This is a genomic window from Rhizomonospora bruguierae (assembly GCF_018397995.1).
Taxonomy (GTDB): Bacteria; Actinomycetota; Actinomycetes; order Mycobacteriales; family Micromonosporaceae; genus Rhizomonospora; species Rhizomonospora bruguierae.
The window spans coordinates 105,656-117,105 of record NZ_BBQH01000010.1; the positions used below are offsets into that span (position 1 = coordinate 105,656).

Consider the following 11,450-nt stretch of genomic DNA (forward strand, 5'->3'; position numbering starts at 1 on the left):
CTCGCTCCGCTGCGCGCCCGCCACACCGTCGTCACGGTGCCGACCGAGGGCCTGGACGCGGCGCTGCGCGCGCTGCCGGTGAAGCTGTCGACGATGGGCCGCGACCTGGACGCCGACCACGCCTACTTCCTCGCCGCCGCGGCCGCGGGCCGCCACGCCGCCCGCCCCGGCGCCACCCCACCCGCGGCCAGCTCGCCACCGGGTGCCGGCTGACGCTACCCGGCCTGCTCCCCGTTCAGGTTGAGGACCGCGGCCGGCGAAACCCACCTCCGCGCCCCCGCGGCGTCGTAGGTGGCGACCGCCGCCCACCCCTACATGCTGGCGATCAGGCGCTCCACCCGCTCGTCGTACGCCCGGAACGGGTCCTTGCACAGGACCGTCCGCTGCGCCTGGTCGTTCAGCTTCAGGTGGACCCAGTCCACGGTGAAGTCGCGCCGCTTGTCCTGGGCGTGGCGGATGAACTCGCCGCGCAGCCGGGCCCGGGTGGTCTGCGGCGGGGTCTCCTTGGCCTCGAAGATCTCCAGGTCGCTGGCCACCCGGTCGACCTGCCCGCGCCGCTCCATCAGTGCGTACAGCCCCCGGCCGCGGCGCAGGTCGTGGTACGCGAGGTCCATCTGTGCCACCCGGGGGTGGGCCATCGTCAGGTCGTGCTTGGCGGCGTAGCGCTCGATGAGCTTGAGCTTGGCGACCCAGTCGATCTCCCGGGCGACCGGCTCCAGGTCACCGTTCTCCACCGCGGCCAGCACCCGGCCCCATAGCTCGACGACCCGCTTGGCCGTCTGGTCGCCGCCCCGGCGCTCGACGAACTCGCTGGCCCTGGCGAAGTACTCCTGCTGGATCTCCAGGGCGCTGGCCTCCTTGCCGGAGGCGAGCCGGACCTTGCGCCGGCCGGTGATGTCGTGGGAGACCTCCCGGATGGCCCGGATCGGGTTCTCCAGGGAGAGGTCCCGCATGACGACCCCCGCCTCGATCATGCGCAGCACGATGTCCGCGCTGCCGACCTTGAGCAGGGTGGTGACCTCGTTCATGTTGGAATCGCCGACGATCACGTGCAGGCGGCGGTAGCGCTCGGCGTCGGCGTGCGGCTCGTCCCGGGTGTTGATGATCGGGCGGGAGCGGGTGGTGGCCGAGGAGACGCCCTCCCAGATGTGCTCGGCGCGCTGGGAGAGGCAGTAGACGGCGCCGCGCGGGGTCTGCAGCACCTTGCCGGCGCCGCAGATGAGCTGCCGGGTGACCAGGAACGGGATCAGCACGTCGGCCAGCCGGCCGAACTCGCCGTGCCGGGAGACCAGGTAGTTCTCGTGGCAGCCGTACGAGTTGCCGGCCGAGTCGGTGTTGTTCTTGAACAGGTAGATCTCGCCGGCGATGCCCTCGTCGTGCAGCCGCTTCTCGGCGTCGACCAGCAGCCCTTCGAGGATCCGCTCGCCGGCGCGGTCGTGCGCGACCAGGTCGATGACCGAGTCACACTCCGGGGTGGCGTACTCGGGGTGGGAGCCGACGTCCAGGTAGAGGCGGGCGCCGTTGCGCAGGAACACGTTGCTGGACCGGCCCCACGAGACGACCCGGCGGAACAGGTACCGCGCCACCTCGTCCGGCGACAGCCGGCGCTGCCCGCGGTAGGTGCAGGTGACCCCGTATTCGGTTTCGAGACCGAAAATGCGCCGCTCCATGACAGAACACTAACCGTCCCGGCCGGTTCCGGTCACGACCGCGCGCCGGAATCCGCCGCTACCGGTCAACGCCGCCGGGAAGACTCCCGAGGCTTTCCGTGTAGGCCAGGCAGGCGCCGTACTCGGGCAGCAGGCCGGCGGCGCGGACCTCGGCGAACCCGGGCGCGGCAGCGTCCCGGTCGGACAGCAGGGGCCGCTCGATCGGCCATTCGATGCCCAGCTCCGGGTCCAGCGGGTTCACCGTGTGCTCGCCGGTCGGGTTGTACGTGGTGGAGCACAGGTAGCTCAGCGTGGCGTCGTCGGTCAGCGCGCAGAACCCGTGCCCCAGACCTTCGGCGATGTACACCGCCTTGCGGTCCACGTCGTCGAGGCGGACCGCCTCCCAACGGCCGAAGGTGGGCGAGCCGACCCGGATGTCCACGATCACGTCGAGCACCGCGCCGCGCGCGCAGGTGGCGTACTTGGCCTGGCCGGGCGGCACGTCGGCGAAGTGGATGCCGCGCACCACGCCGCGCGCCGAGATCGACAGGTTCGCCTGGGCCAGCCGCAGCGGGTGGCCGACCGCCTCGGCCAGCCGGTCGTACCGGTACGCCTCGAGGAACGTGCCGCGGGTGTCGCCGTGCTGCTGCGGCGTGATCTCCCAGGCGCCCTCGACGCCGAGCTGTCGGATCTTCATAACCGTGCCACCGTCACGAACTCGTTGTACGCGAAAACCCTGCCCGCCGCGCGGGGAAACGGGAACGAGTACTGCTTCTCGACGGTCAGCCCGAGTTCCTCGCAGAGCTGGGCGGCCTCGGCGAAGCCCACCCAGCGCACATGGGTGACGTCGCTGGCGTAGCCGCGCTCCTGCGGGGTGATGAACACGGTCCGGCCGCCGGGGCGCACGCACGGCAGGTACGACTTGACCACCTCGCGGGCCTGCCCGGCGGGCAGGTGCTCGAGCAGGTGGGCGGCGAGCATCGCGTCGAACGCGCCGGGTGCGGCGTGCCCGTCCCGGAAGAACTCCTCGCTGGTGTAGGCGACCAGGCCGCGGGCCCGGCAGGTGTCGATGGAGCTGGGGTTGTGGTCGACCCCGACCCCGTTGCCGCCGAGGTGCGCCAGGTTGCGCCCGATGCCGCAGCCGACGTCCAGGGTGCGGCCCAGGTTCAGCCGCCGGATGTTCCACCGGTAGGGCGCCTGCACGTCCAGGACCCGCTTCCACCGGGCGCCGGAGAGGCGCCGGAGGCGATCGGTGTAGTCGACACCCTCGGTGCCGGGGGAATCCGTCGGGGGCACCGGGGCAGCCTACTCGACATCGTCGAGCAGCCGGAGCAGGTAGTCGCCGTAGCCGCTCTTGGTCAACGGCTCGGCCAGCGCCCGCAGCTGAGCGTCGTCGATGAAGCCGGCCCGCCAGGCCGCCTCCTCCACGCAGCCGATCTTCAGCCCCTGCCGCTCCTCGATGACCCGCACGTACTCGGCGGCCTGCATCATCGAGGCGAACGTGCCGGTGTCCAGCCAGGCGGTGCCCCGGTCCAGCACGGTCACGGTCAGCTCGCCGGCCTCCCGGTACGCCTCGTTGACCGCGGTGATCTCCAGTTCGCCGCGGTCGCTGGGCTTCAGCTCGCGGGCGATGTCGACCACCCGGCGGTCGTAGAAGTACAGCCCCGGCACGGCGTACCGGGACTTGGGCCGGGCCGGCTTCTCCTCGATCGACAGGACCCTGCCCTCGTCGTCGAAGTCCACGACGCCGTACGCCTCGGGGTTGGCGACCTGGTACGCGAAGACCCGGCCGCCGGTCAGCTCGGTGCCCTCGTTGAGCTGCCGGCCCAGGCCCACCCCGTGGAAGATGTTGTCGCCGAGCACCAGGGCCACGGACGAGTCACCGACGAAGTCGCCGCCCAGCACGAACGCCTGGGCGATCCCCTCCGGCCGCGGTTGCGCCACGTAATCAATCGAGATGCCCCACTGGCTCCCGTCGCCGAGCAGCCGGCGGAACTGCGCCTGGTCCTCCGGGGTGGTGATCACCAGTACCTCGCGCACCCCGGCCATCAGCAGGGTGGTCAGCGGGTAGTACACCATGGGCTTGTCAAAGACCGGCATGAGCTGCTTGGAGACGGCCCGGGTGATCGGCCAGAGCCGGGAGCCGGTGCCGCCCGCGAGAAGGATGCCACGCACCCGAGAAGACTACCGGCAGCGGCCGCGCCGGCAGCGGCCGCCGCCGCCCGCTCGACTACACTGCGTGCCTCGTGAGGCTTCTCGTCACCGGCGGCGCCGGGTTCATCGGTTCGCAGTACGTGCGCACCCTGCTGTCCGGCGGTTACGGCGCCGAGGCGGCCAGCGCGGTCACGGTCCTGGACGCGCTCACCTACTCGGGCAACCGGGCGAATCTGGCGCCGGTCGTGGCCGATCCCCGGCTCACCTTCGTGCACGGGGACATCACCAACGCCGTGCTGGTGGACGACCTGATGCCGGGCCAAGACGCGGTGGTGCACTTCGCCGCCGAGTCGCACGTCGACCGGTCCATCCTCGGCGCGGCCCCGTTCGTCACCACGAACGTGCTCGGCACCCAGGTGCTGCTGGACGCGGCGCTGCGGCACGGCGTCGGCCGGTTCCTGCACGTGTCCACCGACGAGGTGTACGGCTCGATCGAGAGCGGCTCGTGGACGGAGGAGTGGCCGCTGGCGCCGAACTCGCCGTACTCGGCCGCGAAGGCCGGCTCGGACCTGATCGCGCTGGCGTACCACCGCACCCACGCGCTGGACGTGGTCGTCACCCGCTGCTCGAACAACTACGGTCCGTACCAGTTCCCGGAGAAGGTCATCCCGCTGTTCGTCACGAACCTGCTGGCCGGGCTGAAGGTCCCGCTGTACGGCGACGGCGGCAACATCCGGGACTGGCTGCACGTGGCCGACCACTGCACCGGCATCCAGCTGGCGCTGACCAAGGGGCGGGCCGGCGAGGTCTACCACATCGGCGGCGGCACGGAACTGACCAACCTCGAACTGACCCAGCGCCTGGTCGAGGCGTGCGGGGCCACGTGGGAGGCGGTGGAGCGGGTGCCCGACCGCAAGGGCCACGACCGCCGGTACTCGCTGGACATCACGAAGATCTCGCGCGAGCTGGGGTACGTCCCGTCGGTCGACCTGGACCGCGGCCTGGCGGAGACGGTCGCCTGGTACCGGGAGAACCGGTCGTGGTGGGAGCCGCTGCGGGCCGGGGTTGCGCTGGCCGAGGGATGAACTGGCTGATCACCGGCGCGGGCGGGATGCTCGGCCGGGACCTGCGGGCGGTGCTCGCCGGAGCGGGCGAGGCGGTAACCGCGCCGACCCGGGCCGAGCTGGACATCACGGACCCGGCCGCGCTGCGCGCCGCGGTCGCCGGCCACGACGTGGTGCTCAACGCCGCCGCCTGGACGGACGTGGACGCCGCGGAGACCGCCGAGGCGGCGGCCACGGCGGTGAACGGCGACGCGGTCGCGGCGCTGGCGCAGGCGTGCGCCGCCGGGGGCGCCGTCCTGCTACACCCCTCCACCGACTACGTCTTTCCGGGTGACGGCGCCACCCCGTACGCCGAGGACGCGCCCACCGATCCGATCAACGCGTACGGGCGCGGCAAGCTGGCCGGGGAGCGGGCGGTGCTGTCGATCCTGCCGGAGACGGGGTACGTGGTGCGCACCGCGTGGCTGTACGGCGAACACGGCAAGAACTTTGTGCAGACCATGCTCGCCCTGGCCGCCCGGCGGGAGACCCTGGACGTGGTTGACGACCAGCGCGGCCAGCCCACCTGGTCGTACGCGCTGGCCCGGCAGCTGGTGGCGCTGGCCGGTTCGGGCGCGCCGGCGGGCGTCTACCACGGCACCGCGGCCGGCGAGACCACCTGGTACGGGCTGGCCCGGGCGGTGTTCGCCGCGGCCGGTCTGGACCCGGAGCGGGTGCGGCCCACCACGAGCGATCGGTTCCCCCGGCCGGCGCGCCGCCCGGCGTACAGTGTGCTCGGCCACGACCGGTGGGCGGGTTCCGGCGTCCCGGTGCAGCCGGACTGGCGGGACCAACTCGCCGAGGCGCTGGGCCGGCCCGGGTTCCGTGCCCTGTTCCCCTCCGGAGATGTGCAGTGAACGTCCGGCTCACGATCCTCACCGCGTGCATCGGTCTCGTCGTGCTCGCGGTCATCCTCGAGTTGCTGCGCCGCCGGCAGCTGCGGGAGAAGTACGCGCTGCTCTGGCTCGGCACGCTCGTGGTGATCATCCCGCTGGCGGTCTTCCCGGGCCTGCTGGACAACCTCGCCGGCCGGGTCGGGATCGCTTCCGGCGTGAGTCTGGTGCTGTTCCTGGGTATCGTCTTTCTGCTTCTCGTCTGCGTGCACCTGAGCTGGGAGGTCAGCCGGCTGGAGGAGGAGACCCGAACCCTCGCCGAGGACCTGGCGCTGCTGCGTACCGAGGCGATGGCGGCGATCGCGCGGATCCAGGGACCGGGCGCCGCCGGGAAGAACGAGGATGTCCTGCACCGCACCGAGACCGAGGCAGGAACGCGTAATGATCAACAATAGCCGCGTGTTGATCGTCATCCCGGCGCTCAACGAGGCCGGGTCGATCGGCGACGTGGTGCGCGAGGTGCGCGGCGAACTGCCCACGGTCGACGTGCTCGTGGTGGATGACGGCTCGACCGACGACACCGCCCGGCTGGCCGCCGCCGCCGGCGCGATCGTCGCCCGGCTGCCGTACAACCTGGGCGTGGGCGGCGCGATGCGGCTCGGCTACCGGTACGGCTACGAGCACGACTACGACGTGGTCATCCAGGTGGACGCGGACGGCCAGCACGACCCCCGGTACGTGCCGAAGCTGGTGGACGCGCTCAGCGAGGCCGACCTGGTGATCGGGGCGCGCTTCGCCGGGGAGGGCGACTACACGGTGGCCGGTCCGCGCCGCTGGGCGATGGCGATGCTCTCCTGGGTGCTGTCGCTGCTGGCACACACCCGGCTCACCGACACCACCTCCGGCTTCCGGGCCGCCAACCGCAGCGCCATCGAGATGTTCGCGTTCTGGTACCCCGTCGAGTATCTCGGCGACACCATCGAGACGCTGGTGCACGCCTGCCGCCGGGGGTACCGGGTGCGCCAGGTGCCGGTGGCGATGCGCAAGCGGATGGCGGGCACACCCAGCCACTCCCCGGTCAAGGCGATGATCTACCTGGGCCGGGCGTTCGCGGTCCTGACCCTGGCCATGATCCGCCGGTGAGGCGCCTGCTGCGGCTGCTCCCGCCGGGCACCGTCGCCGTCGGTGGTGGCCTCGCGGTGCTGGGCGTCGCCGCCTACGTGCACCTGGCCATCGCGGGGCACACCCTGGACCGCGCCGACATGTCGTCGGTCTCGGTGCTCTGGTCCATCGTCTTCTCCATCGGGCCGGGCCTGTTCTTCCCCATCGAGCAGGAGCTCGCCCGCCTGGTCGCCGCCCGCCGGGTCGGCAACGAGCCGCCCGGCCCGGTGCTGCGGCGCGGCGCCACGCTCGCCGGTGGCCTGCTGATCGCGCTGATCGCGCTGACCGCCGCCGGCTCCCACCCGCTCGCGGACCGGCTGTTCGGCGGCGATACCGGCCTGGTCTGGGCGCTGTGCGGCGCGTTCGTCGGCCTCGCCCTCGCGCACACCACCCGCGGTCTGCTCGCCGGCCTCGGCCACTTCGCCTGGTACGGGGTGCAACTCGGGGCGGACGGGGCGCTGCGCATCGGCATGGCGGCCGCGATCGGGGTGCTGGGCATCCGGTCGGCGCTCTGGTTCAGCCTGGTCCTGGTGTTCGCGCCGGTGGTCTCCGTGCTGGTGACCCTGCCGCCGGTGCGCCGGGCGATCGGGCCGGGCCGCCCCATCCCGTGGTCGGCGCTGGTCCGCGGCCTCGGCCTGCTGACCGTCTCCGCGCTGCTCGCCCAGCTCGTGGTGAACATCGCGGTGGTCAACGTGCGCCTGATCGCCCCGGGCGACGTGGTGGTCGCTGGGGCGCTGCTGTCGGCCCTGGTGCTGGTCCGGGTGCCGCTGTTCGTGTTCGCCTCGCTCCAGGCGTCGCTGCTGCCCGGGCTCGCCACGCTGGTCGCCTCCGGCGACCGGGCCGGCGCCCGCCGCCTGCTCGTCCGCGCCCTCGCCGTGGTCACCGCGCTCGGCGTCGCCGGCGGCACGGTGGCGGTCGCGCTCGGCCCGTGGCTGGTCCGCCTGCTGTTCGACGCCCCCGACGTGCTCACCGCCGCCGACTTCGCCTGGCTGGCGGGCGGCACCCTCGCGTACCTGTGGGCGATGGTGCTCGGCCAGGGGGTGCTGGCACAGAACCGGCACCGCGCCCAGGCGCTGGCGTGGGTGGTCGGCACCGCCGCGCTCGTCGCCGCCACCCTCGCCCCGCTCGGGGTCGCGCTGCGGGTCGAACTCGGGTACGCGGTCGGCTCGCTGGTCGTGGCCGTCGCCATGGCCTGGCTGCTGGCCCGCGCCACGCCCGCCGCCCGGTCGCCGGAGGTGCTCGCGGGTAGGGTTTCGGCATGAGTCCCCGGGTGACCGCGGTGATGCTGGCCTACGGCGCCGAGCCGTACCTGCCCGAGGCCGCGCGGGCCGTGCTCGCCTCCACCGGCGTCGACGTCGACCTGGTACTGGTGGACAACGGCTGCACCACGGACGGCGTCGACGTCGTCAAGGGCCTGCCCGGCGCCCGGGTGCTGCGCCCGGCCCGGAACACCGGCTACGCCGGCGGCTGCCGGGTCGGCGCCGCCGAGGCCACCGGCGACGTGCTGGTCTTCGTCAACTCCGACGCGATTGTCGCGCCCGGGGCGCTGGCGTCGCTCGCCGCCGCGGTCGCCGACCCGGCCGTGGGCGGGGCGATGGCCTCCGTGCGCCTGGCCAGCGACCCGGACCTCATCAACACCGCCGGCAACCCGCTGCACTTCATGGGCCTGTCCTGGGCCGGGGGCAACGGCTCACCCGCCACCCGGTTCGCGACCCGGCGCCCGGTCCCCTCGCTCAGCGGGTGCTGTTTCGCCATCCGGCGGGAGCTGTGGGTGGAGCTCGACGGCTTCGCCGAGGAGTACTTCGCCTACCACGAGGACACCGAACTCAGCCTGCGCCTGTGGCAGCGCGGCCTGCGCGCCGAGTACATCCCGGACGCGGTCGCCGTGCACCACTACGAGTTCTCCCGCAACGCCCTCAAGCAGTACCTGGTCGAGCGCAACCGGCTGATCACCCTGTTCACGGCGTACCAGGCCGGCACGCTCACCGTCCTCGCCCCCATGATCGTGGTGACCGAGGGCGCCCTGCTGGTCGCGTCCCTGCTCGGCGGCTGGTCGGGCCCGAAGGTACGCGGCTGGGGCTGGCTTTGGCGCAACCGGGCCTGGCTGCGCGCCCGCCGCGCCCACCTGCGACGGGAACGCACCGTCCCCGACGCCGCCCTGGCCCACCTGATGACCGCCACCGTGGACCCGTCGAACGTCGAGGCACCACCCGGCATCGGCGCCTACAACGTGCTCGCCCGCCTGTACTGGCGCGCCGCACGCCCCCTGCTCCCCCGCCGCCTGTAACCCCTTCACCTCCGCGAAGCGCGGCGGCACCCAGCGACCCGGTACCTTCCCGCTGGGCGTTCCATCGGAGCGCCCAGCGGGCCTTGGCCTGACCTCTCGCTCAGTCGGTCGACGGGGTCTGATCGTCGTCGTCGCCGGCCGGGGCGGTGGGCTCCTCGTTCACCTGGTTGGCCGAGGTCGGGGTCGAGGGCTTCTTCGCCCCGGCCTCCGGACCCGGCTCCTCCTGCGCCGCCTCGGCCGCGGCCGAGGAGTTGCCGAGCAGGGCGGTCAGCGCCGCGCCGGTGATGCGGCGGAAGGTGCGGCCGGGGCGACGGCGGTCGAGGATGGCGACCTCGAGCTGGTTGGCGGCGATCTCACGGGAGCCACCGCCCTCCCCGCCGGTGCTGCCCAGCGCCTCGACGGCGAGCTTCAGCGCCTCGGCGAGGGTGGCGTCCTTGCGGTGCCGGGAGCGCAGCGACCCGGAGATCTGCTCCGCCTGGCCGCCCATGACCATCACGCCCGGCTCATCGTTGACCGAGCCGTCGTAGGTGATCCGGTACAGCTCGTCGGTCTCGGGCGAGGAGCCGACCTCGGCGACGCAGATCTCCACCTCGTACGGCTTCTGCTGCTCGGTGAAGATGGCGCCGAGCAGCTGCGTGTACGCGTTGGCGAGGGCCTTGCCGGTGACGTCCCGGCGGTCGTAGCTGAACCCGTTGAGGTCGGCCATGCGCACGCCGCCCCGACGGAGGTTCTCGAACTCGTTGTACCGACCCACGGCGGCGAAGCCGATCCGGTCGTAGATCTCGCTGACCTTGTGCAGCGCGCTCGACAGATTCTCCGCGACGAACAGCACGCCGCCCTCATAGCTCAACACCACGGCGCTGCGCCCGCGGGAGATGCCCTTGCGGGCCAGCTCCGCGCGGTCGCGCATGATCTGCTCGGGCGAGGCGTAGAACTGCATGGCCACTGCGGCTGGGCTCCTTCAACCGGTCGACGTCGGGGCGGTGGGTGGCGCGCGGGGTCACCCGCCGGGGTTGCTCATACGGTCGTTGATCACGGCCTGGCCGACGGCGGCGGCCTCGTCATCGCTGAGCCGGCGAGTGCCCTCCGCCGTGGCCAGCATGACGACCGGGAAGATCTTGCGGCTGAGGTCCGGGCCGCCGGTGGCGGTGTCGTCGTCGGCCGCATCGTACAGCGCCTCGACCGACAGCCGGACGGCCTCGTCGGCGGTCAGCCCGGTGCGGAACCGCTTCTTCAGCGCCGACTTGGCGAACAGCGAGCCGGAGCCGATCGCGTCGTACCCGGTCTCCTCGTAGAGCCCGCCGGCCACGTCGAAGCTGAAGATCCGGCCGGCCCGGCCGGGGTCGGCGGCGGCGAGGTCGAAGCCCGCGAACAGCGGGACGACCACCAGGCCCTGCATGGCGGCGCCGAGGTTGTTGCGGACCATGGAGGCGAGGCGGTTGGCCTTGCCGTCCAGCGAGAGCATGGTGCCCTCGATCTTCTCGTAGTGCTCCAGCTCGACCTGGAACAGCCGGATCAGCTCGATGCCGACGCCGGCGGTGCCGGCCATGCCGATCAGCGAGTACTCGTCCGCGGGGTGCACCTTCTCGATGTCCCGGCTGGCGATCATGTTGCCCATCGTGGCCCGCCGGTCGCCGGCCATGACGGCGCCGTCGGCGCAGGTGATCGCGACGATCGTGGTGCCGTGCGGCGCGATGTCGGCGGACAGCCCCGGCGGCAGCGGCCGGCGCCCGGGCAGCAGCTCCGGAGCGGCCTGCGTGAGGAACTGCGTGAAGGAGGACGTCCCGGGCGCGGTCAGCAACTGCGACAGCCGCCCGGATGGTTCAGAACCCGCTGGCACCGATATCCCTTCGCTAAACGATCCCGCGGCACTGGGCCGCAGCGCTGAGGCCGTTGAGGCAAGCACAATATCCCGCGCGGTCCCCGGGCGTGCGAGGCACGCCCGGAGGCGTCGCACACACGCGCCCGGGCGGCTACTGGCCGCCCTTCTGCACGTAGCCGCGCACGAACTCCTCGGCGTTCTCCTCCAGGACCGAGTCGATCTCGTCCAGCAGGTCGTCCACGTCCTCGCTGATCGCCTCGTGCCGCTCGGCAACCTCGGCGTTCACCTCCGGCGTGGCCTCGACATCCTCGTCCCGCCGGGATCGGCCCGACTGCGACTGGCCTGAATCGCGGGTAGCCATCCCTGCCCCCTCCTCCAAGGTCGGTTAGGAAGAACCTACCTCGCCCCACCGACCAAACCACGGCCCCGGACCACGTTTCG

Annotated in this window: 14 protein-coding genes; 7 read left to right on the top strand and 7 right to left on the bottom strand. The window is 72.6% G+C overall.

Annotation, left to right across the window (positions count from 1 at the left end; genetic code table 11):
• Positions 1–213 (top strand): DUF3866 family protein (locus KJS59_RS30790; RefSeq protein WP_249713754.1); only part of this gene is annotated, 213 nt, incomplete at its 5' end.
• Between the two features lie 98 nt (positions 214–311).
• Here the strand turns inward: KJS59_RS30790 and pafA are convergent.
• The 4 genes from pafA to rfbA are packed head-to-tail and all read right to left on the bottom strand — an operon-like array spanning position 312 to position 3,824.
• The gene (gene pafA, locus KJS59_RS00535; protein WP_213450183.1) at positions 312–1,670 is read right to left on the bottom strand and encodes a Pup--protein ligase; all 1,359 of its coding nucleotides are present in this window, start codon (positions 1,668–1,670) and stop codon (positions 312–314) included.
• A gap of 58 nt (positions 1,671–1,728) precedes the next feature.
• Positions 1,729–2,346 carry a dTDP-4-dehydrorhamnose 3,5-epimerase family protein gene (locus KJS59_RS00540; protein ID WP_213450184.1) on the bottom strand — a complete coding sequence of 206 codons (618 nt, stop codon included), beginning with the start codon at positions 2,344–2,346 and terminating at the stop codon, positions 1,729–1,731.
• Entirely contained in the window at positions 2,343–2,945 is a 603-nt protein-coding gene (locus KJS59_RS00545; protein ID WP_213450185.1) for a class I SAM-dependent methyltransferase, read from the bottom strand. Before KJS59_RS00545 ends, KJS59_RS00540 begins: the two co-directional genes overlap by 4 nt.
• A gap of 9 nt (positions 2,946–2,954) precedes the next feature.
• Positions 2,955–3,824 (bottom strand): glucose-1-phosphate thymidylyltransferase RfbA, encoded by an 870-nt coding sequence (gene rfbA / locus KJS59_RS00550; RefSeq protein ID WP_213450186.1) that lies wholly within the window; start codon positions 3,822–3,824, stop codon positions 2,955–2,957.
• Positions 3,825–3,895: 71 nt separating this feature from the next.
• Between rfbA and rfbB the strand changes: the two genes are divergently transcribed.
• The 6 genes from rfbB to KJS59_RS00580 are packed head-to-tail and all read left to right on the top strand — an operon-like array spanning position 3,896 to position 9,187.
• The gene (gene rfbB, locus KJS59_RS00555; protein WP_213450187.1) at positions 3,896–4,888 is read left to right on the top strand and encodes a dTDP-glucose 4,6-dehydratase; all 993 of its coding nucleotides are present in this window, start codon (positions 3,896–3,898) and stop codon (positions 4,886–4,888) included.
• A complete protein-coding gene (gene rfbD, locus KJS59_RS00560) occupies positions 4,885–5,763 on the top strand; it encodes a dTDP-4-dehydrorhamnose reductase (RefSeq protein WP_213450188.1) in 879 nt (292 codons plus the stop codon). The genes rfbB and rfbD overlap by 4 nt, the downstream gene beginning before the upstream one ends.
• A complete protein-coding gene (locus KJS59_RS00565; protein ID WP_213450189.1) occupies positions 5,760–6,194 on the top strand; it encodes a DUF2304 domain-containing protein in 435 nt (144 codons plus the stop codon). Before rfbD ends, KJS59_RS00565 begins: the two co-directional genes overlap by 4 nt.
• Positions 6,195–6,198: 4 nt before the next feature.
• Positions 6,199–6,882, top strand: a complete 684-nt coding sequence (locus tag KJS59_RS00570) for a glycosyltransferase family 2 protein (protein ID WP_249713755.1) — start codon at positions 6,199–6,201, stop codon at positions 6,880–6,882.
• Complete coding sequence (locus KJS59_RS00575) at positions 6,879–8,162, top strand: MATE family efflux transporter (RefSeq protein ID WP_213450191.1); 1,284 nt, start codon at positions 6,879–6,881, stop codon at positions 8,160–8,162. Before KJS59_RS00570 ends, KJS59_RS00575 begins: the two co-directional genes overlap by 4 nt.
• Positions 8,159–9,187, top strand: coding sequence for a glycosyltransferase family 2 protein (locus KJS59_RS00580; protein ID WP_213450192.1), 1,029 nt, complete (start codon positions 8,159–8,161; stop codon positions 9,185–9,187). Before KJS59_RS00575 ends, KJS59_RS00580 begins: the two co-directional genes overlap by 4 nt.
• 100 nt (positions 9,188–9,287) lie before the next feature.
• Here the strand turns inward: KJS59_RS00580 and prcA are convergent, their stop codons facing one another.
• The 3 genes from prcA to KJS59_RS00595 form a co-directional block, all read right to left on the bottom strand.
• The gene (gene prcA / locus KJS59_RS00585; RefSeq protein ID WP_213450193.1) at positions 9,288–10,133 is read right to left on the bottom strand and encodes a proteasome subunit alpha; all 846 of its coding nucleotides are present in this window, start codon (positions 10,131–10,133) and stop codon (positions 9,288–9,290) included.
• Positions 10,134–10,187: 54 nt separating this feature from the next.
• Positions 10,188–11,027, bottom strand: a complete 840-nt coding sequence (prcB, locus tag KJS59_RS00590; RefSeq protein ID WP_213450194.1) for a proteasome subunit beta — start codon at positions 11,025–11,027, stop codon at positions 10,188–10,190.
• Between the two features lie 133 nt (positions 11,028–11,160).
• Positions 11,161–11,370, bottom strand: a complete 210-nt coding sequence (locus KJS59_RS00595) for a ubiquitin-like protein Pup (RefSeq protein WP_213450195.1) — start codon at positions 11,368–11,370, stop codon at positions 11,161–11,163.
• Between the last annotated feature and the right edge of the window lie 80 nt (positions 11,371–11,450).